This is a genomic window from Streptomyces sp. CNZ287 (assembly GCF_007827615.1).
Genome location: NZ_VISV01000007.1, coordinates 184067 through 208614, shown reverse-complemented (window position 1 = coordinate 208614; position 24548 = coordinate 184067). Strand labels below are relative to the sequence as shown.

The 24548-nt window shown below is 72.8% G+C and carries 24 protein-coding genes and 1 pseudogene; 8 read left to right on the top strand and 17 right to left on the bottom strand.

The annotated features are described in order from the left end of the window. Positions 1-171: 171 nt before the first annotated feature. Positions 172-774 (bottom strand): TetR/AcrR family transcriptional regulator, encoded by a 603-nt coding sequence (locus FB457_RS15695; protein WP_047015096.1) that lies wholly within the window; start codon positions 772-774, stop codon positions 172-174. A gap of 89 nt (positions 775-863) precedes the next feature. Between FB457_RS15695 and FB457_RS15690 the strand changes: the two genes are divergently transcribed. Together FB457_RS15690 and FB457_RS15685 are read left to right on the top strand one after the other, a co-directional pair. Beyond that, entirely contained in the window at positions 864-1820 is a 957-nt protein-coding gene (locus FB457_RS15690) for a DMT family transporter (protein ID WP_145782215.1), read from the top strand. Positions 1821-1836: 16 nt separating this feature from the next. Continuing rightward, positions 1837-3183: a TerD family protein gene (locus FB457_RS15685; RefSeq protein WP_145782214.1), complete on the top strand. Its 1347-nt coding sequence runs from the start codon at positions 1837-1839 to the stop codon at positions 3181-3183. 69 nt (positions 3184-3252) lie between these two features. Here FB457_RS15685 and FB457_RS15680 read toward each other — a convergent pair whose 3' ends face one another. The 3 genes from FB457_RS15680 to FB457_RS15670 all read right to left on the bottom strand — a co-directional run bounded on the left by FB457_RS15680 (position 3253) and on the right by FB457_RS15670 (position 8782). Next, complete coding sequence (locus FB457_RS15680) at positions 3253-4299, bottom strand: 3-keto-disaccharide hydrolase (RefSeq protein WP_047015099.1); 1047 nt, start codon at positions 4297-4299, stop codon at positions 3253-3255. Positions 4300-4574: 275 nt separating this feature from the next. Then, positions 4575-6944 (bottom strand): PQQ-dependent sugar dehydrogenase, encoded by a 2370-nt coding sequence (locus tag FB457_RS15675; protein ID WP_052770611.1) that lies wholly within the window; start codon positions 6942-6944, stop codon positions 4575-4577. 356 nt (positions 6945-7300) lie between these two features. Further along, a complete protein-coding gene (locus FB457_RS15670; RefSeq protein ID WP_047015101.1) occupies positions 7301-8782 on the bottom strand; it encodes a hypothetical protein in 1482 nt (493 codons plus the stop codon). A gap of 204 nt (positions 8783-8986) precedes the next feature. Between FB457_RS15670 and FB457_RS15665 the strand changes: the two are divergent. The 3 genes and pseudogenes from FB457_RS15665 to FB457_RS15655 form a co-directional block, all read left to right on the top strand. After that, positions 8987-9346 (top strand): annotated as a pseudogene (locus FB457_RS15665) (endonuclease/exonuclease/phosphatase); the annotation flags it as partial. A gap of 120 nt (positions 9347-9466) precedes the next feature. Further along, the gene (locus tag FB457_RS36160; RefSeq protein WP_078898616.1) at positions 9467-9685 is read left to right on the top strand and encodes a helix-turn-helix domain-containing protein; all 219 of its coding nucleotides are present in this window, start codon (positions 9467-9469) and stop codon (positions 9683-9685) included. Next, entirely contained in the window at positions 9601-10317 is a 717-nt protein-coding gene (locus FB457_RS15655) for an RNA-guided endonuclease TnpB family protein (protein ID WP_486589041.1), read from the top strand. The genes FB457_RS36160 and FB457_RS15655 overlap by 85 nt, the downstream gene beginning before the upstream one ends. A 100-nt stretch (positions 10318-10417) precedes the next feature. On the opposite strand, the gene FB457_RS15650 is transcribed toward FB457_RS15655, so the two are convergent. The 12 genes from FB457_RS15650 to FB457_RS15595 all read right to left on the bottom strand — a co-directional run bounded on the left by FB457_RS15650 (position 10418) and on the right by FB457_RS15595 (position 20947). After that, the gene (locus FB457_RS15650) at positions 10418-11209 is read right to left on the bottom strand and encodes an EI24 domain-containing protein (protein WP_047015103.1); all 792 of its coding nucleotides are present in this window, start codon (positions 11207-11209) and stop codon (positions 10418-10420) included. Between the two features lie 93 nt (positions 11210-11302). Continuing rightward, entirely contained in the window at positions 11303-12298 is a 996-nt protein-coding gene (dapD, locus tag FB457_RS15645; protein WP_047015104.1) for a 2,3,4,5-tetrahydropyridine-2,6-dicarboxylate N-succinyltransferase, read from the bottom strand. Between the two features lie 202 nt (positions 12299-12500). Continuing rightward, positions 12501-13502, bottom strand: a complete 1002-nt coding sequence (locus FB457_RS15640; protein ID WP_253911169.1) for a CU044_5270 family protein — start codon at positions 13500-13502, stop codon at positions 12501-12503. Continuing rightward, positions 13495-14058, bottom strand: a complete 564-nt coding sequence (locus FB457_RS15635) for an RNA polymerase sigma factor (RefSeq protein ID WP_047019804.1) — start codon at positions 14056-14058, stop codon at positions 13495-13497. Before FB457_RS15635 ends, FB457_RS15640 begins: the two co-directional genes overlap by 8 nt. A gap of 208 nt (positions 14059-14266) precedes the next feature. Next, positions 14267-14641, bottom strand: coding sequence for a metal-sulfur cluster assembly factor (locus FB457_RS15630; protein ID WP_047015106.1), 375 nt, complete (start codon positions 14639-14641; stop codon positions 14267-14269). Beyond that, positions 14638-15090, bottom strand: a complete 453-nt coding sequence (gene sufU / locus FB457_RS15625) for a Fe-S cluster assembly sulfur transfer protein SufU (protein WP_047015107.1) — start codon at positions 15088-15090, stop codon at positions 14638-14640. The genes FB457_RS15630 and sufU overlap by 4 nt, the downstream gene beginning before the upstream one ends. Before the next feature lie 16 nt (positions 15091-15106). Then, the gene (locus tag FB457_RS15620) at positions 15107-16363 is read right to left on the bottom strand and encodes a cysteine desulfurase (RefSeq protein WP_047015108.1); all 1257 of its coding nucleotides are present in this window, start codon (positions 16361-16363) and stop codon (positions 15107-15109) included. Then, positions 16360-17151 (bottom strand): Fe-S cluster assembly ATPase SufC, encoded by a 792-nt coding sequence (gene sufC, locus FB457_RS15615; RefSeq protein WP_047015109.1) that lies wholly within the window; start codon positions 17149-17151, stop codon positions 16360-16362. Before sufC ends, FB457_RS15620 begins: the two co-directional genes overlap by 4 nt. A gap of 7 nt (positions 17152-17158) precedes the next feature. Then, positions 17159-17494 (bottom strand): non-heme iron oxygenase ferredoxin subunit, encoded by a 336-nt coding sequence (locus FB457_RS15610; RefSeq protein ID WP_047015110.1) that lies wholly within the window; start codon positions 17492-17494, stop codon positions 17159-17161. Continuing rightward, positions 17491-18687 (bottom strand): Fe-S cluster assembly protein SufD, encoded by a 1197-nt coding sequence (sufD, locus tag FB457_RS15605; RefSeq protein WP_047015111.1) that lies wholly within the window; start codon positions 18685-18687, stop codon positions 17491-17493. Before sufD ends, FB457_RS15610 begins: the two co-directional genes overlap by 4 nt. Positions 18688-18761: 74 nt before the next feature. Then, positions 18762-20189 (bottom strand): Fe-S cluster assembly protein SufB, encoded by a 1428-nt coding sequence (sufB, locus tag FB457_RS15600; RefSeq protein WP_047015112.1) that lies wholly within the window; start codon positions 20187-20189, stop codon positions 18762-18764. Continuing rightward, positions 20186-20947: a helix-turn-helix transcriptional regulator gene (locus FB457_RS15595; RefSeq protein WP_047015113.1), complete on the bottom strand. Its 762-nt coding sequence runs from the start codon at positions 20945-20947 to the stop codon at positions 20186-20188. The genes sufB and FB457_RS15595 overlap by 4 nt, the downstream gene beginning before the upstream one ends. A 180-nt stretch (positions 20948-21127) precedes the next feature. Between FB457_RS15595 and FB457_RS15590 the strand changes: the two genes are divergently transcribed. The 3 genes from FB457_RS15590 to FB457_RS15580 all read left to right on the top strand — a co-directional run bounded on the left by FB457_RS15590 (position 21128) and on the right by FB457_RS15580 (position 23919). After that, positions 21128-22063: an ABC transporter ATP-binding protein gene (locus FB457_RS15590; protein WP_047015114.1), complete on the top strand. Its 936-nt coding sequence runs from the start codon at positions 21128-21130 to the stop codon at positions 22061-22063. Further along, positions 22060-22851 (top strand): ABC transporter permease, encoded by a 792-nt coding sequence (locus tag FB457_RS15585; protein WP_047015115.1) that lies wholly within the window; start codon positions 22060-22062, stop codon positions 22849-22851. Before FB457_RS15590 ends, FB457_RS15585 begins: the two co-directional genes overlap by 4 nt. Before the next feature lie 84 nt (positions 22852-22935). Further along, the gene (locus FB457_RS15580) at positions 22936-23919 is read left to right on the top strand and encodes a COX15/CtaA family protein (protein WP_047015116.1); all 984 of its coding nucleotides are present in this window, start codon (positions 22936-22938) and stop codon (positions 23917-23919) included. Positions 23920-23964: 45 nt separating this feature from the next. Here the strand turns inward: FB457_RS15580 and FB457_RS15575 are convergent, their stop codons facing one another. Continuing rightward, positions 23965-24522, bottom strand: a complete 558-nt coding sequence (locus tag FB457_RS15575) for a hypothetical protein (RefSeq protein ID WP_347614454.1) — start codon at positions 24520-24522, stop codon at positions 23965-23967. Positions 24523-24548: the final 26 nt, after the last annotated feature.

Sequence of the window (24548 nt, the reverse complement as noted above, 5' to 3'; positions counted from 1 at the left end):
ATCGCGTCTCATATATGACGTACGAAGTACGACGCGCTGAAAGTAGGGCGGCACGGGGGGTTCGTCAATGGGTGCGGCGGCACGACTTCCGTGCCGCCGGGGGGAGTTGGGCGGCGTACGCGGGTGCGGGCGGGCGGCGTACGGGCACCGGCCTCGTACGACGCGTGCGGATCAGGCGGTGCAGCCGGCGCGCAGCAGTGCGGCCTCGGCGAGCCGCCGGGAGACGGTGACGGGCTCGGGCACGGCGGAGAGCCCGTAGAGCACGGTCGCGCCCTCGTGGATCAGCAGCAGCTCGTCGGCGAGGAGCCCGGTGTCCTCCGCCCCGGCCCGCTCGCACAGCTCGCGCAGATAGCCGCGCAGCCAGTGCTTCTGGTCGGCGATGACCTGGCGGCCCGCGTGCCCGGGGTCGGTCAGCTCGGCGGCGGCGTTGACGAAGCTGCAGCCGCGCGGGGACTGCCCGCCCATCCAGGTGCCGAGCGCGTCGAAGGTGGCGAGGATCCGGTCGCAGGCGGTGCCGCCGGCGGCGGTGCGCTCGACCTCGGCGGGCAGCCAGGTGCGCCAGCGCTCGTCGCGCCGCCGCAGGTAGGCGGCGACCAGGGCGTCCTTCGAGCCGTAGCGGTCGTAGATCGTCTTCTTGGTCACACCGGCCCGGCGCGCGATCAGGTCCACGCCCACGGCGGTGATGCCGCGGTTGTAGAAGAGCGTCTCCGCGGCGTCCAGGATCTTCCGCGCCGCCGGCGTGAGCCGCGGCTGCACCGGTGTCTGCGTCGCCATCTACGACCACCTCCGCCGCCGAGTATACCGACCTGTTTAGTACACTGCCCAGATCGAGTAAACTGATCGGTTTAATCCAGGAGGTCACCATGGGTGTCACGGCCGTCTCCGCCGGTCTCGTCGCCTTCTGGAGCTCCGGCTTCATCGGCGCCGAGCTGGGCACCCGCGAGGCCGCGGCCGACACCCTGCTGATGTGGCGCTTCCTCGCCGCCGCGGTGCTCTTCGCCGGCGGCTGGCTGCTGCTGCGCCGCCGCCGGCTCCCGCGCCGGGCGCTGGGCGAGCAGGCCGTGATCGGCGCCCTGTCGCAGGGCGGCTACCTGGGCGCCATCGTCTGGGCCGTGGGCCTCGGCGTCCCCGCCGGCAGCGTGGCGCTGATCGCCGCGCTCCAGCCGCTGGCCGCGGGCGCGCTCGCGGGGCCGCTGCTCGGCGAGAGGGTGAGCCGGCGGCAGTGGGCCGGGCTGGCGGTGGGGCTCGCGGGGGTGGCGCTCGTCGTACGGGACGATCTCGGCGGCGCCGGCGCGGCGCCGCCGTGGGCGTACGCGCTGCCCTTCGCCGGCATGGCCGCGCTGCTCGGCGCCAGCTTCCTGGAGCGCCGGGCCCGCTCGCCGCTGCCGCCCGCGGACGCGGTGCCCGTGCACGTGCTGGTGAGCGCCGCGCTCTTCAGCGCCGTCGCCCTGGCCGGCGGCCGGGGCGCGCCGCCCGCGAGCGGTGGCTTCTGGCTGGCGGTGGCGTGGGTGGTGGTGCTCTCCACGGCCGGGGGCTACGGCTTCTACTGGCTGAGCCTGCGCCGCAGCGGGGTCACCGTGACCAGTGCGCTGATGTACCTGACGGCGCCGGTCACGGCGCTGTGGGCGTACGCGATGTTCGGCGAGGCGCCCGGCCCCGTGGCGGTGGCCGGGATGGGCGTGGCGGCGGCGGGCGTGGCGGCGGCGACCCTGGGCACGGGGGCCGCGCCGAGTCCGGCCGGCGACCGGGGGCGTAACGGTTCAGCCGGCGTCCCCGTCCGGCCGACACGGGCGGAACCGCGGACCGGGGCCGTTCGTTAGCCGGTGCATGACTGCGATGACCCCTGGCTCGAACCTACCGCTCAGCGCCGCCCGGGTGGCCGTGGACGTCACCGCGCCGGTGCGGCTCGACGTCTCGGGCCTCCTGCTCACCGCCGCCGGCAAGGTGCGCTCCGACGACGACTTCGTCTTCTACAACCAGCCCTCGGGCCCGGGGGTGACGCACCAGTCGGGCGCCGCCGACACCATCACGGTGGACACCGCGGGCGTGCCCGCGGACATCGAGAAGGTCGTGGTCACCGCCAGCCTGGACAGCGGGACGTTCTCGGGCACCGAGCCGACGGCGACGGTGCGGGACGCCGCGAGCGGCGCGGTCATCGCCACGTTCACGCCGCCGCAGTTGTCGAGCGAGACGGCCCTCGTCGTGGTGGAGGTCTACCGGCGCAACGGCGCGTGGAAGGTCCGCGCCGTGGGCCAGGGCTACTCGAACGGGCTCGCCGGCATCGCCACCGACTTCGGCGTCAGCGTCGACGAGCCGGCGCCCGCGCAGGCCGCGCCCGCCGCCGCGCCCCCGCCGCCGCCCGCCCCGGCCGCGCCGCAGGCGCCGGCGGCTCCGCAGGCCCCCGCCGCGCCCATGCCGCCCGCCGCGCCCATGCCGCCGGCCGCGCCCATGCCGCCGGCCGGACAGTGGGGCGCCCCCGCGGCCCCGCCGCCCGCTCCCCCGGCACCCGGCGCCCCGCCCGCCCCCGGCGGCTTCGGCCCGCCCCCGGCCGCCCCGCAGCAGCCCGCGCCGCCGCCGGCCGCCGGGCAGCCCGGGAAGGTCAACCTCGACAAGGGCCGCGTCAACCTCCAGAAGAACCAGACGGTCTCGCTCGTCAAGGGCGGCCAGCCGCTGCTGACCACGGTGAAGATGGGCCTGGGCTGGGAGCCCGCCTACGGCGGCCGCCGCCGCGCCAAGTCCATCGACCTGGACGCCTCCGTCATCGCGTACGGCCCCCAGCGCAACAAGATCGACAACTGTTTCTTCGGCAAGCTCCAGATCCTCAACGGCGCCATCCAGCACTCCGGTGACAACCTCACCGGCGAGGGCGCGGGCGACGACGAGGTCATCACCGTCCACCTCGGCGGTCTGCCGCCGGAGGTCACGGGGCTGGTCTTCACGGTCAACTCCTTCTCCGGCCAGAAGTTCACCGACGTCGCCAAGGCGTACTGCCGCCTGCTCGACGGCCAGACGGGCGAGGAACTGGTCCGCTTCGACCTCACCTCGTCCGAGCCTCGAACGGGCGTTCTCATGGCGAAGTTCATCAAGCAGTTCAGCGGCGAGTGGGAGATGACCGCCCTCGGCGAGTTCGTCGACTCGCGCACCGTGAAGGGCATGGTCAAGCCCGCCGCGGCGGCGCTGTAGCCCCGTACGCACACAGGCGGCGGGCCCCGGTCGCGGACCGGGCCCCGCCGCTTTCGTGTACGTCTCCGGCTACGCCAGGTCGCGCACCCGGATGTTGCGGAACTCCACGACCGACTGCGTGTCGTGGTTCTGCAGGCCGACGTAGCCCTCGGCGAACTGCCGGCCGCTGGTGCCCGGGTCGTCCGGGCGGCCCGGGAAGGGCAGGCCGGGCTTGTTCTCGAACTCGTTGATGACCTCGCCGTTGCGGATCACCGTGTACTGCTGCCCGACCACCCGGATCTCCAGGTCGTTCCAGACGCCCTTCCCGGTGGGCTTCGCCGCGGCGAGGTCGAGGTCGGCGAAGCCGTAGACCGAGCCGGTCTTGCGCGGGTCGTTGCCGGAGGTCTCGGCCGAGTCGTTGATCTGGATCTCGTGCCCGCAGTTGACGGACACCCACGCCGGGTCGTTCGTCCGGCACTCCGGGTTCGCCGCCGGGTCCACGCCCGGGAAGCGGACGAAGACGCCGCTGTTGGAACGGCCGCTGTCCGCCCGCTCGTCACGGAACTGCAGCCGCAGCGAGAAGTCGCCGAACTTCTCCTTCTCGTACCAGAGCAGCCCGAGCCCGCCGGTGGGCGGGGTCGGGCCCGTGACCAACGAGCCGTCGTCGTTCAGCTCGAAGCCGCGCCCGCCGACGTAACCCCAGTCGTCGAAGGACTCCTTGCTGCCGTCGAAGATGACGTCGTACGGCGCGGGCCCGTGCTTGCCGCCGATGCCGGACTGCGCCGCGGTCACGAGCAGCCGCACGTACTCCGCCGGGCCGATCACGTCGGCGCGCAGCAGGGAGCCCGACACCTTCCGGGTGTGCTCCACGAACGCGCCCCGGCTCTCCCAGGCGCGCTCGTCGTCGATGAGGTCGTTGATCGTGCAGCCGCCCCCGGCGGCGCGGTTGGGCACGCCGCTGTCGTCGTCCAGGAAGCGGACGGTCGAGCGGGCGTCGGGGGCCGCGCAGGTGGTGTCGCCCGCGGCGGCGCCGGCTGGGGACTCCCCGGCCGCGGTCGCGGTCGGGGCGAGCAGTCCTGCGGCGAGGGTGGCGGCGGCCAGGGCGGTGCCGGCGAGCGGGAGGCTCGTACGACGCATGGTGTGGCTCCTCGGGTGGTGTCGATGGGCGTACGGGTCAAGGGGCCGTGGGGGGATGCGGTGCTGCGGCGCGGAAGGTGCCCGGAGCCGGCCGGTGCGGATCCGGCTCCGGGCCCGCTGCGCGCCGCCTGTGCGGCGCGCGGCTGCCGGTCGCGGCCCGCCGGGCGCGGGGTGACCCGCGCCCGCCGGGACCGTACGTGCGGCCTTCCCCGCCGCCGCTGCCCGCCGGCGCTCCCCTCGGGGCGCCGGCGGCGGTGCGTTGGCGGCGTGCGGCGTCAGCCGCTGCCGAGGTGGAAGCTGTCCAGCGTGAACTCCCCTCCGGTGAGCACCAGATAGAGCGACGTCGTCCCGGCGGGCGGGTCCTTCACGGCGGCGCCCGCCTCGTGCCAGCCGCTCTCGCCGCCCACCGGGGCGGTGGCGAGCACCGGCCCGTCGGGCGCGCCCGCGCGCAGTTCCACGGCGCCGTCGGCGCTGCCCGCAGCGTCGACGCGGGCGGACAGGCGCGTGATGCCGTCGAGCACGTACGGCTCGAAGGCGATCCACTCGCCGCCCCCGCCGGTGACGGCCCGGCCGCCCTCGGCGCCGCTCGCGGCGCCGGCCGTGGCGCCGTCGGCGGTGTCGAAGTGCTCGGCCTGGCGGTGCGCGGGCTGGAGCTTGTGCTCGGCGCTGGAGTTCAGCGCGGGCACGCCCGCGGTGGCGCCGCCGCCGTCGGTGTAGCGGGCGCGGATGAGGCCGAAGAGGTTGGCGTTGTCGTCGTGCCGGTCCTCCTCGAAGGTCTCGATGGTGCCGGTGCAGCCCTCCTCGAAGGTCATCGGGTGGCCGTGGGTGTCGTGGCCGAGCGCGTAGTCGACGCGCACCCGGGAGCAGTCGATCTCGCCGTCCTCGGCATCGGTGACGGCCACCTCGAACGGGATGTCGTCGCCGTACTCGAAGACCGTGCCGTCGGCGGGCAGCTTCAGCTCGACCTCGGGCGGGGTGTTGCCCACCACGACGCGGACGGCGGAGGTGCCGGTGTTGCCGTCGGGGTCGGTGACGGTGAGGACGGCGGAGTACTGGCCGTCCCTGCTGTAGATGTGCTGCGGGTTCCGCTTGTCGGAGGTCTTGCCGTCACCGAAGTCCCAGCGGTAGCGGAGCTGCTCGCTGTCCCGGTCGGCGGTGCCGGCCGAGGAGAACGCGACCTTCAGCGGGGCGTGCCCGGTGGTCGCGCCGGAGGAGGCGACGGGCTCGGGGGCGAAGCCCTGGGCGGCGTTCTGGATCCGGTACAGGGCGGAGTTCTGGTCGCCGTTGAAGAAGCCGGTGCCGTAGTCGAGGAAGTACAGCGCGCCGTCCGGCCCGAACTCCATGTCCATGATCTTGCTGCCGGAGGAGAAGTCCTCGATGGCGCCGACGCCGCCGTCCGCGCCCACGCCGATGGTCTTGATCCACTCGCGGCCGTGCTCGCCGGCGAAGAACAGCTCGTCGTAGCGCTCGGGGAGCTGGAGCCGGGAGCCGAGGTCCGGGTCGTGGCGGAAGACCGGGCCGGCCATCGGGGACTCCGAGCCGCTGCCGAACTCCGGGACGGAGTTGCCGTCGTAGGCGATCCAGGCGGACTGGGCCGGGGGCAGCTCGGTGAGGCCGGTGTTGCGCGGCGACTCGTTGCGGGGCGCGGCGCAGTCGAACGCCTCGCCGGAGGCGCCGGTGGCGAAGTCGTAGTCGATGTAGGCGTCGTTGGCGCCGTGGCAGTACGGCCAGCCGAAGTTGCCGGCCTCGGTGATCCGGTTGAACTCGACCTGGCCGCCGGGCCCGCGGGCCGGGTCGGCGGCGCCGGAGTCGGGGCCGTAGTCGCCGACGTAGACGGTGTCGGTCGCCTTGTCGACGCTCATCCGGAACGGGTTGCGGAAGCCCATGGCGTAGATCTCGGGCCTGGTCTTCTCGGTGCCGGGCGCGAAGAGGTTGCCGTCAGGGACGGTGTACGAGCCGTCGGCGGGGTCGACCTTGATGCGCAGGATCTTGCCGCGCAGGTCGTCGGTGTTGCCCGCGGAGCGCTGTCCGTCGAAGGACGGGTTGCGGGTCTCGCGCTCGTCGATCGGCGTGTAGCCGTCGGAGGAGAAGGGGTCGGTGTCGTCGCCGGTGGACAGCAGCAGGTTGCCCTCGCTGTCGAAGGCGATGTCGCCCCCGTTGTGGCAGCACCGGCCTCGGTCGGTGCCGACTTCCAGCACGGTCTGCTCGCTGCCCAGGTCGAGGGTGCCGTCCTGGTTGAGAGTGAAGCGCGAGAGGCGGTTGACGCCCTCGTACGCCTCGAACTCGGCGGGCGTGCCGTCGCTGGGCGCGATGCCGTGCGGGGTGTCCGTCACGGGCGCGTAGTAGAGGTAGACGGCGCGGTTGGTCTCGAAGTCCGGGTCCACGCCGACGCCCTGGAGGCCGTCCTCGTCGTGCGGGTAGACGGGGAGCTGGGCGGCGACGCGGGTGCCGCCCGCGGCGCCGGTGTGCCAGAGGGTGCCGTCGCGCGAGGTGTGCAGCACGGCGCCGTCGGGGAGCACGGCGAGCGCCATCGGCTCGCCGACCTGGTCCACGCCCTTGGCGAGGGTGACCTGTTGGAGGTCGGGTGCGGCGGGACCGTCCTGGGCCGCCGCCGGCGGCTCGTGCGCGGCACCGGTGGCCGCCATGCCGGGGGCGAGGCCGCTGCCGAGGAGCAGGGCGCCCGCGAAGGCCGCCAGGGCGGTGCGGAGTCTGGGTCGGGTCTTGTGCACGTTGCGTCCTCCCGTGGGTGACGGGTACGGGGCATCGTTCGCGACATACCTGACATGTGTGGCGTGACTGGTGTGCGGACATGCGACTGGTGTGCGGACAGGCGCGCGCCGCCGTCAGGACCGTAACCGCTTTCGTCCCTGCCGAAAAGACCTTTGGCAGGAACCGGAGCCAACTTCATCCCGGGCTAGGACAAAGCCCAGTTGGGAGCGCACGAGAGCGCCCGGCCGCGTACGGGCCGGGCCCTCTCGGATACGTGCCGGGCGGCGCGGTACTACGCCGTGGGCCGGGAACGGGCCTTGAAGGCCGCCTTGCGGGCGTCCTTGGCGACCTGGCGGTCCGGGTGCAGCCGGCCCATCGCCTCCAGCACCTCAGGGGTGGCCGGGTGATCCACGCGCCAGGCGGCGGCGAAGAAGCCGCGGTGCATACCCACCAGGTGCTCCACCAGCTCGCGCAGCTCGGGGGTGTCGTCCCGCAGCCCGCCCAACTGGGCGGCGACCGTGTCGACGGCGAGCCAGAAGACCATGTCCTCCGAGGGCTGCGGCACGGCGGGGACGCCGCGCTCGGTGAGCCAGACCCGCGCCAGACCGCCGAGTTCGCGGTCGTGGAGCACGTCGCGTACCGCCGGCTCGGCCTCGCCGCCCGCGACGGCCAGCGCCTGCTGGCAGGCCAGCCGGCGGGCCGGGGCGCGCTCGTCGGTGCCGCGGGCGGCGTCGAGGAGCTCGGCGGCCGCCTCGGCGGGCTTGCGGTCCTCCAGCCAGGCTTCGGCCTCCGTCTGGGCCACCGCGTCGGGCAGCCGGGGCAGGGCGTCGAGGAGGACGTAGGCGTCCTCGCTCGCCAACTCGCCCACGAGCGGGGCGACCAGGCCCTCGGCGAGCATCCGCCGGCGCAGCGCGTACAGCCCGAGGGGGGTGAGGCGCACGACGCCGTAGCGGGACACGTCCTCGTCCTCGGCGCCGTCCGCGGACTCGTCCGCCGCGGGTGCGCTGCCGGCGGCTTCGAGGAGGATCTCCTCGGCCACCGGGCGGTACGCCACGACGCCGACCGGCTCCAGCATCCGGAACTGCTCGTCGAGCCGCAGCACCGCCTCGGAGACCTCCGCGAGCACTGCCTCGGTCGGCTCGTCCATGTCGTCGGGGACGACGAGCGAGGCGGCCAGCGCCGGCAGCGGGACGGCGCCGTCGGCGCCGGGGCCCTCCATGGCGGTGAGCAGGTAGAGGTTGCCGAGCGCGCCGTCGAGGAAGTCCGCGTCGGCCTCCGGATCCCAGTCGAGCCGGTCCAGGTCCAGCTCCTCGCCCGCGGTGACCTGCTCCACCAGCGCGCTCATGTCCGGCAGCGCGGCGTCGGACAGCACGCACTCGCAGGCGGCGGCCCACAGCTCCAGTACGTCGGCGGGCGCGCCGCCGGTGACCAGCCGCAGGTCGGCGCTCGGGGCCGCGGTGCCCAGTTCCCCGTCGCCCTCCTCGGGCGCCGTGACGTCGACGAGGCCGACGTCCACGGCGATCCGCCACGCCTCGCCGGCGACCGCCCGCGCCTCGCCCTCCTCGTCCGCGCTCTCCTCCAGGCCCAGCTCCGCCGCGGCCTCGCGCACCTCGGCGTCGGGCAGCTCGCCGCCGGCGCCGACCCGCAGCCCGGGACCGGCCCAGCGGGCCAGCCGGACGGCCCGCGCGAAGAGCGGCGAAGCCAGCGCCTCCCGGGCCAGCTCCGCCTCGGCGGGCAGCCGGACGGGCGGCAGGACGGTGCGGTCTGCGGTCATCGACAACTCCGAAGACTGGGGATCAATCGGACGCTGCCCAAGGGTAGCCCCCGCGGGGCGGCGCGGCCGACGACGCCGTTCCGGCGGGCCGCGCGGCCGGTGTTCACTTCGCGTTCCTTGACGACGCCCGTGCGGGCGCACGAGATTGACGCGCGTAGACGCAGGTCCCCTTCTCCCCGTCCTGCCCCTGTCCCGGAGGACACCATGCCACGCGCCCGTCCCGTCCCCTACGCCGTCGCCGCCGCGGGGGCCGCGGGCGCCGGGGCGGCCGACGGGCAGATACGCATCCGCGACATCCAGGGCGACACCCGGATATCCCCGCTCGCCGGCGAGCAGGTCACCGGCGTGCCCGGCGTCGTCACCGCCGTCCGCGCCTTCGGCTCCGCCTGCGGCTTCTGGCTCCAGGACCCCCGGCCCGACACGGACCCCGCCACCGGCGAGGGCCTCTTCGTCTTCACCGGCTCCCCCGAGGTCACGCCCGGGGATGAGGTCGAGGTCTCCGGCTCCGTCGCCGAGTACTACCCGGGCGGCAAGGACGCCGGGCTGCAGTCCGTCACCGAGCTGAGACGGTGGCGTGGAGCGGAAGGCCGTTTCTGGCGCGACCGAGCTGCATCTACGGGACTAGTGACGCCCTGAACAGGTGTTCCGTGGCGGGGATGCGGGACATGTTCGTACGATCACCGCATGCACCTTCGGTACACCTTCAGGTTGTACCCGAATCACCCTCAGCGCACGGCGCTGGCCAAGGCGTTCGGGTGCGCCCGCGTCGTATGCAACGACGCCGTTCGTGCATCGATCTCGGCCTCACTCATTTCGCCATCCTGTCCGCCGGCGAGAAGATCGATAACCCACGGTTCCTGCGCCGGGCGGAGAAGAGACTCAAGAAGACCCAGCGGACTTTGACCCGCAAGGAGAAGGGATCGAAGAATCGGGAGAAGGCCCGAATCAAGGTCGCACGCGCCCACGCGGCCGTCGCCGACGCACGCAAAGAGTTTCACCACCAGTTGTCGACAAGGCTGATCCGCGAGAACCAAGCGATCGGTGTGGAGAACCTGGCGGTCAATGGACTCGCGCGTTCCAGGCTGGCCAAGAGTGTGCATGACGCGGGCTGGGCTCGGTTCGTGACCATGTTGGAGTACAAGGCCGCCCGGTACGGGCGCCGGCTGGTCACGATTGGCCGATTCTTGCCCACCTCACAGACCTGCCACGTCTGCGGCCGGATAGACGGGCCCAAGCCACTCCACGTGCGCACTTGGACATGTCCCGGCTGCGCAATCGTGCATGACCGGGACATCAATTCCGCGATCAACGTCAAGAAGGCCGCCGGACATGGTGGTCACAGCCTGTGGAGCGCGGGTAAGACCGGGGCTTCGGTTCCGGCACAGCGCAGCGAAGCAGGAAGCCACGGATTCCCTGCCGAAGCCCGTGCCGCTGCGGCACGGGCATCGGCAGGGAAGGCCAGAATCATCGGGTTTCCACCCGATGAGCATGCCAAGTCATCAACGGCAACTCACAGGTGCTCGACCACATCCTGAGCAGCCCCGGCGCTGGCGGCCGGGGCGGAGTACGACATCGTGCACCTCAACGCCGGGTACGCCGACCAGGCCGGCGACCACGACCCCTCGGTGGTCCGGCTCAGGCCCTGACGGGCGGCGGTCCGGGAGCCGGTGCCGGGCCGCGGTCCCGCACGTCGTCGCCGACCAGGTGGCGGGCGAGCAGCGTCGCGCCCGCCACCGCCCCGGGCATCACCACCACCGCGGCCAGCGGCACCAGGAAGAGGAGCACGATCGGCACACCGAAGCCGAGCGCGAGCATCTTGCGCCGGCGCAGCAGCGCCAGCCGCCCGCGCACGTCTATCCCCCGGCGCTGCAGGGCGAACGACGTCAGCTCGACGGTGAGGAAGAAGCCGGCGACGGCGAAGCCGAGCGCGGGCACGACCGTCTGCCCGAGGAACGGGACGAAGCCGAGGAAGAAGAGCGGCACGGTGAACATCAGCGCCCGCGAGAGCACATGGACGCTCTCCTTCAGCGACCGCCACAGCCCCGGCAGCAGCGGCTCGTCCGGGCTGGGCGGGCAGAAGCCCGCGTCCTCCTCGACGCGCCCCGACAGCGCCTCGTAGAACGGGTCGCCGATCAGCAGCGCGACGGCCGTGAACGTGAGCAGCGCGAAGCCGATGCCGCCGAGCAGCAGCAGCGCCATGAACAGCCCGCGCAGCAGGCCCTGCCAGGGCGAGTCCCAGCCGTCGGCGAAGGGCGTGGCCCACACGGCGATGTCGTCGGCCCAGTACGCGAGGGCGGCGAGCGCGGCGGCGTAGAGCACGAGCGCGATGAGCGCCGGGACGAGGCCGAGGGCCCACGACCGCCCGTGGCCCGCGACCCAGCGCAGGCCCTTGCCGACGTAGCCGAATCCGGTGGTGAAGTCACGCATGCCCGCAACCCTATGGGGTCGCGGGCACGCGTGGCGGCCCGGCCGCGGGGCGCGAGGGAGCGGCTACCCGGGCGACGAACCGGGCGCCCGGCGTCAGTCGTTGGCGTGCAGCGCGGCGTTGAGCCCTCCCCACGAGCCCAGGCGCTGGCGGGCCTCGACCGCGCCGGTGGTGGAGTTGCGCAGGAACAGCAGGTTGCTCGCGCCGGACAGCTCTCGGGCCTTGACCACGGTGCCGTCCGGCAGCCCGACCTTCGTACCCGCGGTGACGTAGAGACCGGCCTCGACGATGCAGTCGTCGCCGAGGGAGATGCCGATGCCCGCCTGGGCGCCGAGCAGGCAGCGCTCGCCGAGGGAGATGACGTCCTTGCCGCCGCCGGAGAGCGTCCCCATGATCGAGGCGCCGCCGCCGACGTCCGAGCCGTCGCCGACGACGACGCCCGCGGAGATCCGGCCCTCGACCATGGACGTGCCGAGGGTGCCGGCGTTGAAGTTGACGAACCCCTCGTGCATGACGGTGGTCCCGGCGGCGAGGTGCGCGCCGAGGCGGACGCGGTCGGCGTCGCCGATGCGCACGCCGGAGGGCAGCACGTAGTCGACCATGCGCGGGAACTTGTCGAGGTGGCTCACCTGGAGGTGCTGCCCGGCGGCGCGCACCGCGAGCCGCACCTCCTCGATCCGGTCGGCGGGCACGGGGCCGTGGGAGGTCCAGGCGACGTTCGCCAGCAGGCCGAAGACGCCGTCGAGGTTCTGCCCGTGCGGGCGGACCAGCCGGTGGCTGAGCAGGTGCAGCCGCAGGTACACGTCGTGGGCGTCGGCCGGCTTCTCCTGGAGCGAGGAGATCACCGTGCGCACCGCGACGACCTCCACCCCGCGTAGCGGGTCAGGGCCGAGCGCCGCCCGCGCGTGCTCCCCGAGCAGCTCGGCCGCGCGCTCGGCGGTCAGCCGCTCGGTGCCCGCCGGGCCGGGGTCGTCGGCGAGCGCGGGGGCGGGGAACCAGGTGTCGAGGACGGTGCCGTCGGGGGTGACGGTGGCCAGGCCGGTGGCCGCGGCGCCGGTGGGGAGGGTGGTGGTGGTCGCTGCGTCGGTCATACCCGAACGCTAACCGCCGCCCGGCGCGGGAGGCGAACCGGTCCGCATGGCGACACGACCAGGCGCTGCGCGGCGGCCGGCGGAGCAGCCCCCGGCGGGGCGGCCCGGCACAGCCGGACCGCCCGCCGTTGCCGTGTCGCCCACGCGAGTCCGGTCCGCCGGGTGTGCCGTGCACCCCGCTCCGTACGCCGCCGGGCGGCCCTCAGGGCCGTACGCCGTCCCCGTCCACCAGCGCGGTGGTGAGGACCGCCGTGCTGGTCACGGTGTCGCCCTTCTTCCACTCCTTCTCGTCCGCCGGGCCCAACGAGGCCATGTCGCCGGTGGCGACGGAGCGGGTGCCCAGGTAGGTGTATGTCGTGGGGTCGATCAGCACCTCGTCGCGGACGGGCATGCCCCCCGGATCGGGGCCGACGGAGAACGCGAGCGCCCGCCGGCCGGCCGCGTCCTCCACGGTGCCCTCCGCGACCCGCAGCCCCGGGATGGTGGCCATCGCCTCGTAGACGCGGGACTGTCCGACGGGGTGCATCGGCGCCGAGGCCAGCAGCACACGCAGCGCCCCGAAGTTCCAGGCGGCCAGCTCCTCGTCGCTGCGCCCGGCGCCGGGGTCGTCGCTGTCGGGCCGACCGCCGCTCTCGGGGTAGAACCAGCGGGCCTTCTGCAGCACCTCGTCGGTGTCCTCGGGCAGTGCGGCAAGGTACTCGAAGCGCTCCCGCGGCGAGTGGTCGTCGCCCTCGTTCCAGTCCTCGAACTCGGGATCGGCGTACTTGTACCACTGCTCGCCCGAGGCCGGAGAGTCCGCGTGCAGGACGCCGTCGTTCTCCGCGACCGTCCGCACGTACACCCAGTCCCCCGCCTCCGGCTCCGGCACCGGGTCCGCCGCCACCACGACCGCGGCCTCCTGCAGCAGCTCCGACGCCCTGCCGGCCGGGCCCGGCGACGCCGTCGTCACGTGCGCGCCGCCGTCCGCCGCCGGGGTGCCCTCGCCGCCCGTGCCGCCGCCCAGGTTCGTCGACAGCAGCGCCACCGCCGTGACGCCCGCGGCCACCGCGCCCGCCACCACACGCCAGTCGCCCAGCACCGGCAGCCGCCGGCGCTTGCGCGCGCCGGCGGCGTCGAGCAGCCGGCGGCGACCGGGGGCAAGCCGGGCGCGGTCGGGAGTCGGCGCGTCCTCGCGCCACTCGCGCAGCTTCGTCATCTCATCCATGGGTTGCCGCCTCGGGTGTGTCGTACGTGGAGTGGGGATCGGTCCCAAGGACCGCGCGCACTTTGCGCCGGGCCCGGCTCAGCCGGGAGCGCACGGTGCCGATGGGTATCTCCAGCGCCTCGGCGACCTCCGCGTAGCTGAGGTCGGCCCAGGCCACCAGCAGCAGCACGTGCCGGTCGCCGGCCGCGAGACCGGCGAGCGCGCCCGCGAGCGGCGCGTGCGCGGCCTGGGCGATGAGCCGGTCGTCGGCCTCGTCCACCCAGGAGTGCGCCACGGGGTCGAGGCCGGTACGGGCCAGGGCGCGCAGCCCCCGTACCTCGGCACGGCGGTGCCTGCCGATGAGGTTGGCGGCGATGCCGTAGAGCCAGGGCCGGGCGCTGGCGCGGGCGGGGTCGAAGCGTCCGCGGGCGCGGAAGGCGGCCAGGAAGGTGTCGGCGGTGATGTCGTCGGCCGCGCCGGCGCCGAGCCGGCGGGTGGCGTAGCGGTGTATCGCGGGGGCGTACCGGTCGTACAACTCGGCGAACGCCTCGGGCCGGTCCAGCGACTCCTCGATCACGGCGGCGTCTCCGTCGACAAGTGGCGAGACGTCGCCGGGGGGTTGCGCGGTCTTCTCCGCGAAGTCGTGCGGTGGGTCGGTCACTGGGCGGTTCCCCGATCGAAGAGGTGGTGGCGGAGCCCTGTCACCTCTTCTTGCCCGATGAGGCCGAACGCGTTCTCACGCGCAAGCCCGCCCCGGGTGGACCGGGACGGGCCTGGCGCGGATGTCAGACGTTGAACCCGAGCGCGCGCAGTTGCTCGCGGCCCTCGTCGGTGATCTTGTCGGGACCCCACGGGGGCATCCAGACCCAGTTGATCTTCAGGTCGTTGACGATGCCCTCGGTGGCGGCCTTCGCCTGGTCCTCGATCACGTCGGTCAGCGGACAGGCCGCCGAGGTCAGCGTCATGTCCAGGGTGGCGATGTTGCCCTCGTCCACGTGGATGCCGTAGATGAGGCCGAGGTTGACGACGTCGATGCCCAGCTCGGGGTCGACGACGTCGTACAGCGCCTCGCGGATCTCGTCCTCCCCGGCCGGCGTGGTGCCGGCGGCGGAGGTGCCGGCGTCCGCCGTGCCCGTGTCCGTCGTGCTGGTTTCGGTCATGCTGCGGCCTCCTTCAGCGCCTGGGCCGTGGCGTCTTTCCACGCCATCCAGGACAGCAGGGCGCACTTCACGCGCGCCGGGTACTTCGAGACGCCGGCGAACGCGACCGCGTCCTCCAGCACCTCCTCCATGGCGTCGTCCGGCTCGATCCTCCCACGCGACTGCATCAGCTCCAGGAACCGCTCCTGGATCCGCTGCGCCTCGCCCAGCTCCTTGCCGACCAGCAGCTCGTTGAGCACGGAAGCGCTGGCCTGGCTGATGGAGCAGCCCTGGCCCTCGTACGAGACGTCCTCGATGGTCCGTCCGTCGAGCTTCACGCGCAGCGTGATCTCGTCGCCGCAGGTCGGGTTCACGTGGTGCACCTCGGCGTCGCCGTCCCGCAAGCCCCGCCCGTGCGGGTGCTTGTAGTGGTCCAGGATGACGTCCTGGTACATCGAATCGAGCTTCACGCTGTTCCCACGCCCTTCAGCCGAAGAAGTTCCGGACGTACTCCAGGCCGTCGATCAGCGCGTCGACCTCGCCCGGGGTGGAGTACAGATAGAACGACGCCCGCGTGGTCGCAGGAATTCCGTACCGCAGGCAGACCGGCCGCGCGCAGTGGTGGCCGACCCGGACCGCGATGCCCTGCTCGTCGAGCACCTGGCCGACGTCGTGGGGGTGGATGTCGCCGAGCGTGAAGGAGATCGCGGCGCCGCGGTCCTCGGCCGACGTCGGGCCGATGATCCGCAGGTCGGGGACCTCCTGGAGCCGCCCGAGCGCGTACTCGGTGATGGCGCGCTCGTGCGCCTCGATCTGCTCCATGCCGATGCCGCCGAGGTAGTCCACCGCGGCGCCGAGGCCGACGGCCTGGGCGATCGGCGGCGTGCCGGCCTCGAACTTGTGCGGCGCCGGGGCGTACGTCGAGGAGTGCATCGAGACGGTCTCGATCATCTCGCCGCCGCCGAGGAACGGCGGCAGGTCGTCCAGCAGCCCCTTGCGGCCCCAGAGCACCCCGATGCCGGTGGGCCCGGCCATCTTGTGCCCGGTGAAGGCGACGAAGTCGGCCTGGAGCGCCTGCACGTCCAGCGGCATGTGCGGCGCGGCCTGGGAGGCGTCGACGACGACCAGCGCGCCGACCTCCTGGGCGCGCCGGACGATGGCCTCGACGGGGTTGTGCGTGCCGAGGATGTTGGAGACCAGCACGAAGGAGACGACCTTCGTCTTCTCCGTGATGACCTCGTCCAGGTCGCTCAGGTCGAGGCGGCCGTCGTCGGTGAGGCCGAACCACTTCAGCTTCGCACCCGTGCGCTGCGCGAGCAGCTGCCACGGGACGATGTTGGAGTGGTGCTCCATCTCCGTGATGACGATCTCCGTGTCGCGGTCCACGCGGTACGGCTCGTCGGCGAAGCCCAGCATGTTGGCCACGAGGTTCAGCGACTCGGAGGCGTTCTTGGTGAAGACCACCTCGTCCCTGCTGGGCGCGTTGACGAAGGCGGCGACCTTGTCACGCGCGCCCTCGTACAGCGCCGTGGCCTCCTCGGCGAGGACGTGTACACCGCGGTGCACGTTGGCGTTGTGCCGCTCGTAGTACGCGTTCAACGCGTCGAGCACCTGGCGCGGCTTCTGCGAGGTCGCCGCGTTGTCCAGGTACACGACCTTCTTCCCGTCGTGGACCGTGCGGTCCAGGATCGGGAAGTCCTTGCGGATCGCCTCGGTGTCGAGGAGGCCCGGCAGTGGGGTCACGCTACCTCCCCCTGATTGTTCGCTCCGCTCACGGGGCCGCCCTTGGCATACGCTGCGTAGCCCTCTTCCTCCAGCTTGTCCGCCAGCTCCGGGCCGCCGGACTCGGCGATCCGGCCGCCCGCGAAGACGTGCACGTGGTCGGGCTTGATGTAGCGCAGGATGCGGGTGTAGTGGGTGATCAGGAGGGTGCCGACCTCGCCGCTCTCGCGGATCCGGTTGACGCCCTCGGAGACGATGCGCAGCGCGTCGACGTCCAGGCCCGAGTCGGTCTCGTCGAGAATCGCGATCTTCGGCTTGAGGAGTTCGAGCTGGAGGATCTCGTGGCGCTTCTTCTCACCGCCGGAGAAGCCCTCGTTGACGTTGCGCTCGGCGAAGGCGGGATCGATGTTCAGCCGCTCCATCGCCTCCTTGACCTCCTTGACCCAGGTGCGGAGCTTGGGTGCCTCGCCGCGGATGGCGGTGGCGGAGGTGCGCAGGAAGTTGGAGACGGTGACGCCGGGGACCTCGACCGGGTACTGCATGGCGAGGAAGAGGCCGGCGCGGGCGCGCTCGTCGACGCTCATCTCCAGCACGTCCTCGCCGTCGATGGTGACGGTCCCGGAGGTGATCTGGTACTTGGGGTGGCCGGCGACGGAGTACGCCAGGGTGGACTTGCCGGAGCCGTTGGGGCCCATGATGGCGTGAGTCTCGCCCTGCTTCACGGTCAGGTCGACGCCTTTGAGGATCTCCTTCGTGGCGTTGTCGGCCTCGACGGAGACGTGCAGGTCGCGGATTTCAAGCGTTGCCATGGTGCCTTCAGGACTCCTGGGTGACGGAGACGAGCACGTCGTCCCCTTCGATCTTGACGGGGTACACGGGGACGGGGCGCGTCGCGGGCAGCCCGGAGGGCTTGCCGGTACGCAGGTCGAAGGTGGAGCCGTGCAGCCAGCACTCGATCTGGCAGTCCTCCACCTCGCCTTCGGAGAGCGAGACGTTCGCATGCGAGCAGATGTCGTAGATCGCGAACACCTCGTCCCCGGTGAGCACGACCGACACCGGCGTGCCGGCGAGGTCCACCCGCTTGGGGAGGTCCTCCTCCAGCTCGCTCAGCGCACAGGCGCGTACGTACGTCGCGTTGGTCGTGTCGGTCATGCCACGGACGCCTCCAGCTCGGCCTCGATCTTCTCGATCAGGCGCTGCTCGACGTCCTCGATGCCGATCTGCTGCACCAGCTCGGCGAAGAAGCCGCGGACGACAAGCCTGCGGGCCTCGTCGGCCGGGATGCCGCGGGCCATCAGGTAGAAGAGCTGCTCGTCCTCGAAGCGGCCGGTGGCCGACGCGTGGCCCGCGCCGACGATCTCGCCGGTCTCGATCTCCAGGTTGGGCACCGAGTCGACGCGGGCACCGTCGGTGAGCACCAGGTTGCGGTTGAGCTCGTACGTGTCGGTGCCCTCGGCGCGCTTGCGGATCAGCACGTCGCCGATCCACACGGCGTGCGCGTCGGCACCCTGGAGCGCGCCCTTGTACGCCACATTGCTCCGGCAGTGCGGGGCGTCGTGGTCGACGAACAGGCGGTGCTCCTGGTGCTGTCCCGCGTCGGTGAAGTACAGCCCGTACAGCTCGGCCTCGGCGCCCGGGCCCGCGTAGTGCGCCCGGGGGTGCAGCCGGACCAGGTCGCCGCCGAAGGTGACGATCACGGACTTGAAGCTGGCGTCCCGGCCGATGAGCGCGGACTGCTGCGCGACGTGCACGGCCCCGTCGGCCCAGTCCTGCACGGAGACGACGGTGAGCTTGGCGCCGTCGCCGAGCACGTACTCGGTGTTCTCGGCGAGCACCGCGTCGCCGGTGTGGTCGATGACGACGACGGCCTCGGCGAAGGCGCCCAGCTCGATGAGCTGGTGCCCGTACGAGACGACTGCCTCTCCGTTCCGGTGTTCCCCGTGCACCGAGACCCGGATCGGCTCGGTGAGCTGCGTGTCCTTCGGCACGGTCACGACCGTGGCCTTCTCGAACGAGGAGTACGCCTGGGCGGCGATCCGGTCCACCGGGGTGCCGGCCCGGCCCAGCCGGGCGTCGTCGCGGCCGACGGTCTCGACGGTGACGCCGTCGGGCGCGGTGATGGCCGTCTTGGGCTCGCCGGTGGCGGTGGCGCTGCCGTCGTGCAGGCCGCGGGTCCGCTCCAGCGGGGTGAAGCGCCACTCCTCCTCCCGGCCGTGCGGGACCGGGAAGTCGGCCACGTCGAAGGACGGCGGGGCGCTCATCCTGGTGGCCACGGTGGACTCGGCGGCCACCGCGATGCTTCCGGCGGCGGTGGAGCCGGCCGGGATCTTCTGGGCGTCGGCCATGACTGTTCTCGTACTCGCTTTCTCGGGAATCGTCTCGGAGGCTGTTCCGGCCTGTGCGGGCGTACGGCGGCCGGCTAGCCGACCGCGCCCTCCATCTGCAGCTCGATCAGCCGGTTGAGCTCCAGCGCGTACTCCATCGGCAGCTCCTTGGCGATCGGCTCGACGAAGCCGCGGACGATCATCGCCATCGCCTCGTCCTCGGACAGGCCGCGCTGCATCAGGTAGAAGAGCTGGTCGTCGCTGACCTTGGAGACGGTCGCCTCGTGGCCCATCGTCACGTCGTCCTCGCGGACGTCGACGTACGGGTAGGTGTCAGAGCGGGAGATCGTGTCGACCAGGAGCGCGTCGCAGAGGACGTTGGACTTCGAGTTCTCCGCGCCCTCGCCGATCTCGATCAGGCCGCGGTACGAGGTCCGCCCACCGCCCCGCGCCACCGACTTGGAGACGATGTTGGACGACGTGTTCGGCGCCATGTGCACCATCTTGGCGCCGGCGTCCTGGTGCTGGCCCTCGCCGGCGAAGGCGACGGACAGCGTCTCGCCCTTGGCGTGCTCGCCCATCAGGTAGATCGCCGGGTACTTCATGGTGACCTTGGAGCCGATGTTGCCGTCGACCCACTCCATGGTCGCGCCCTCGTAGGCCACCGCGCGCTTGGTGACCAGGTTGTACACGTTGTTCGACCAGTTCTGGATCGTGGTGTACCGGCAGCGGGCGTTCTTCTTCACGATGATCTCGACGACCGCCGAGTGCAGCGAGTCCGACTGGTAGATCGGCGCGGTGCAGCCCTCGACGTAGTGCACGTACGCGCCCTCGTCGACGATGATCAGCGTCCGCTCGAACTGGCCCATGTTCTCGGTGTTGATCCGGAAGTACGCCTGCAGCGGGATCTCGACGTGCACGCCCTTGGGGACGTAGATGAACGAGCCGCCGGACCAGACCGCGGTGTTGAGGGAGGCGAACTTGTTGTCACCGGGCGGGATGACCGTGCCGTAGTACTCCTTGAACAGCTCCGGGTGCTCCTTGAGCGCGGTGTCGGTGTCCAGGAAGACGACGCCCTGCTCCTCCAGGTCCTCACGGATCTGGTGGTAGACGACCTCCGACTCGTACTGCGCGGCGACGCCGGCGACCAGGCGCTGCTTCTCCGCCTCGGGGATGCCGAGCTTGTCGTAGGTGTTCTTGATGTCCTCCGGCAGGTCCTCCCAGGACTGGGCCTGCTTCTCGGTGGACCGGACGAAGTACTTGATGTTGTCGAAGTCGATGCCGGAGAGGTCGGAGCCCCAGGTGGGCATGGGCTTCTTGCCGAACAGCCGCAGGCCCTTCAGCCGGGTCTTCAGCATCCAGTCGGGCTCGGACTTCTTGCTGGAGATGTCCCGGACGACGTCCTCGGACAGGCCGCGCTTCGCGGCGGCGCCGGCCGCGTCGGAGTCGGCCCAGCCGTACTCGTAGCGTCCCAGTCCTTCGAGCTCGGGATGCTCCGGAGCGGTCTCGATGGGCGCAGTCATGCGGGGTTCCTCCCGGATGTCGGTGGCTGCCTGCGAGCGTGGGGCTCGCGGATTTCGGGGACGAACGTCGTACACACCCCGTCGCCGTGGGCGATGGTGGCCAGACGCTGCACATGGGTGCCGAGCAAGCGGGAGAAGACCTCGGTCTCCGCCTCGCAGAGCTGCGGGTATTGCTCGGCGGTGTGCGCCACCGGGCAGTGGTGCTGACAGAGCTGCTCGCCGGGGGCTCCGGGCGCGCTGCGCGCGGTGGCAGCGTACCCGTCCTCGGAGAGCAGCCGGGCGAGGGCCTCGACCCGGCTCTCGGGCGGCATGCCGGCCAGCTCCGCGGCGTACCGCTCGGCCTGCTCGGCGACCCGGTCGCGGGCGAAGGCGGCGACGGCCGCCTCGCCCCGCACGCCGCCGCCCGCGCTCTGGGCGATCCAGCGCAGTGCGTCGGCGGCGAGCTGGTCGTACGCGTGGTCGAAGGCGTCGCGGCCGCAGTCGGTCAAGGCGAAGACCTTGGCCGGCCGGCCGCGGCCGCGGGTCCCGTAGACCCGCTGGTCACGGGGTTCCACGATGCCCTCGGCGACGAGCACGTCAAGGTGCCGCCGGACGGCGGCGGGGGTGAGTTCGAGCCGGTGGGCCAGGTCGGCGGCGGTCGACGGGCCGTGGTCGAGGATGGAGCGGGCCACGCGGTTGCGCGTCCCGTCACCGGGCACGACGGCGCCGGCGGCCGGCCCGGCCGCCTGCTCCTTCGCCGTGCTCCCACCCGGGTCCACGTTTTTCACAACGCCATTGTTGCTTAATTCGCCGGGGCGCGACAAGCCGGGTCTCGATCACCGTGCGGTGGAATGCGTCACTTAGGGTTACCTAAGTTCTGTACGGGATCCGCCCGCCCCTGGCGTGAACCCTCCCGGGGCGGCGACGGCCGGGCCCGCGGGCTCTTTAGACTCGCACTCATGCAACAGCCCTCCACCGACGCGGCCGTCGCGGTGTCCGGCCTCGTCAAGCGGTACGGCGGGAAGACCGCCGTCGCCGGGCTCGACCTGACCGCCGCCCGCGCCGACGTCACCGCCGTCCTCGGCCCCAACGGCGCGGGCAAGACGACCACCGTGGAGATCTGCGAGGGCTACCGCCGACCGGACGCCGGCACCGTCCGCGTCCTCGGCCGCGACCCCCTCGCGGACGCCGCCGAGCTGCGCCCCCGGGTCGGCGTGATGCTGCAGTCCGGCGGCGTCTACCCCGCCGCCCGCGCCGAGGAGATGCTGCGGCACGTCGCCCGGCTGCACGCCCACCCCCTCGACGTCGTCGCGTTGATCGAGCGGCTGGGCCTCGGCTCCTGCGGCCGCACGCCCTACCGCCGGCTCTCCGGCGGCCAGCAGCAGCGCCTCGCGCTCGCCATGGCCGTCGTCGGCCGCCCCGAGCTGGTCTTCCTCGACGAGCCGACGGCGGGCCTCGACCCGCAGGCCCGCCGCGCCACCTGGGAGCTGATCCGCGAGCTGCGCGCCGACGGGGTGTCCGTGGTCCTCACCACCCACCACATGGACGAGGCGGAACAGCTCTCCGACAAGGTCGCGATCATCGACGGCGGCCGGCTGCTGGTCGAGGGCGCTCCCGACGAGCTGTGCCGCGGCGGCGCGGAGAACACCATGCGCTTCACCGGCCGGGCGGGGCTCGACCTCGGCTCGCTGCTGAAGGCGCTGCCGGCGGAGACCGCGGCGCTGGAACTGGTCCCCGGCTCGTACCGGATAACCGGTGAGATCAATCCGGAGCTGCTGGCCACGGTCACGACCTGGTGCGCGCAGAACGGGGTGCTGCCGGAGCAGATGACGGTGGAGCGGCGCACGCTGGAGGACGTCTTCTTGGAGCTGACGGGGAAGGATCTGCGCGCATGAGTGCTCGGCAGGCGGGGACCGGCGTCTACGCGCCCCGTCCCGGGGCGGCGCCGCTGCGCCGCATGGTCGCCGCGCAGGCGGGGCTGGAGACGCGGCTGCTCCTGCGCAACGGCGAGCAGGTGCTCCTCACCATGATCATCCCGGCCGTGCTCCTGCTGCTCTTCAGCACGGTCGACGTCGTCGACACGGGACCCGGCCAGCGCGTCGACTTCCTCGCCCCCGGCGCCATCGCGCTCGCCGTCCTGGCCACCGCCTTCACCGGCCAGGCCATCGGCACCGGCTTCGACCGCCGCTACGGCGTGCTGAAGCGGCTCGGCGCCTCGCCGCTGCCGCGCGCCGGGCTGATGGCGGCGAAGGCGGCGGCGGTGCTGGCCACGATCGTGCTGCAGCTCGTGCTCCTGACCGCCATCGCGCTGGCGCTCGGCTGGTCGCCGCGCGGCGGTGCCGGCGGCGCGCTCGCCGTGGTGCTGCTCGTCGCGCTGGGCACAGCAGCGTTCTCCGGCCTGGGGCTGCTGATGGCCGGCACGCTGCGCGCGGAGGCGACGCTCGCCGCGGCGAACCTCGTCTTCGTCCTGCTGCTGGTGGCGGGCGGCGTGATCGTGCCGCTGGAGAAGTTCCCCGACGGCGCCCGCGCGGTGCTCGAAGTGCTGCCCGTCGCAGCCCTGTCGGACGGGCTGCGGGGCGTCCTCCAGGACGGCGGCGGCATGCCGTGGGGCGAGGTGGGGCTGCTGGCCGGCTGGGCGGTGCTGGGACTCGCCGCCGCCGCGCGGTTCTTCCGCTGGGAGTGACCCGGCCGGGTCCTGCGGGCGTACGGAAACGGGCGGCTCCCCCCTCGTGAAACCGCGCACAAGGGGCGGCATACGATAGGCGCCGTGCAGAACCCCCTCGCCCTCATCGCCGAGCGCTGGACCCCGACGCAGAAGACGGTCCAGCGCGCGACGCTCTCCGCACTGCTGATGAGCATCGTCATCGTCGTCACCGGGGGCGCCGTCCGGCTGACCGGCTCCGGGCTCGGCTGCGACACGTGGCCCAAGTGCTCGAACGACAGCCTCCTGGCGACGTCCGAGATGGGTGTGCACGGCGCCATCGAGTTCGGCAACCGGCTGCTCACGTACGTGCTGTGCGCCGCCGTCGGCTGGGCCATCGTCGCCGCCCGCGCCACCAAGCCGTGGCGCCGCGAGCTGACGCGGCTGGGCTGGGTGCAGTTCTGGGTGGTCATGGGCAACGCCGTCCTCGGCGGCGCCGCGGTGCTCACGGAGCTGAACCCGTACACCGTCGCCGCGCACTTCCTGCTCGCCACCGGGCTGATCACGATCACGTACCTCACCTGGCACCGCGCCCGCGAGGGCGACGGCGGGCCCGACCTGCTCGTCGGCGCCGTGGTGCGCCGGCTGACCAGGGCGCTGGTGGCGGTGTCCGTCCTGCTGCTGGCCGCGGGCACCGTCGTGACCGGCACCGGGCCGCACGCGGGCGACTCCAGCGACGTGCCCCGGATGGGGTGGATCAGCTGGGACCACGCGGCGAAGGTGCACTCGTTCACGGCATGGACGGTGGTCGCCCTGACGATCGCGATCTGGGTGACGCTGAAGCTCGTCGACGGCCCGCCGGGGCCGCTGTCCCGGACCCGGGACCTGTTCTGGGTGCTGATGTCGCAGGCCGTCGTCGGCTACGCGCAGTACCTGACCGACGTGCCCGAATTCCTGGTCATGATCCACCTGTTCGGTTCGACGCTGGTGTGGATCGCGGTGCTGCGGGTGGCGGTCTCGCTGCGGCACCGGCCGGAGGTGGCGCCCGCGGCTTCGCCTTCGGCGGCGACGCCGGCTGAGGTGCGGCCGGTGGGCTCCACGGCCTCGTAGCGCGGAACGCCTCCGGCGGGACGGGGACCACCCACGGGGTGGAGGTCAGGAGCCCTTCTCCCCGCCGCCCTCTGCGCTACCCGCCCCGCCGTCACCGCGGGCTCCCACGGCCGGGCCGTCCCCGGACTTCACGCCGCCGCCTTCCGTACCCCCGGCACCGTCCGTGCCGGCCTTCCCCGCCGACTCGGCCGGCTCGGACGCGGACGGTTCGCTCTGCTCGGCTCCCCCGCCGGAGGCCGTCGCCTCCTCGCCCGCCGCGGCCGGCTCCGCTTCGGGCTCGCTGCCCGGCGCAGCCGGGCTGGCGTGGCCGCCCATCTGCATTCCGGCCATCCGCGTCCACTCGTACGGGCCGGTCCGTACCCCCGCCGCCAGGTCGCCGTCGAAGTCCTCCTGCAGCGCCACCCCCGCGGCCTCCGCCGCCGCCGTCGCACTGCGCATGCTCGGCGCCACCAGGTCGCCCCACGTGCCGTCCGCCCCGACCAGCACCAGCCGCGCACCCGGCTCGCCGAGGTACGCGACCTGTCCCCGCGCGCCGCCGTGGCGGCCGGCGAAGGACTCGATCTGCCGGGTGAGCTTGCGGGTCCTGCGGTCGTCGTTGCTCATGGCGCAGATGCTACCCGCCGGTAAGT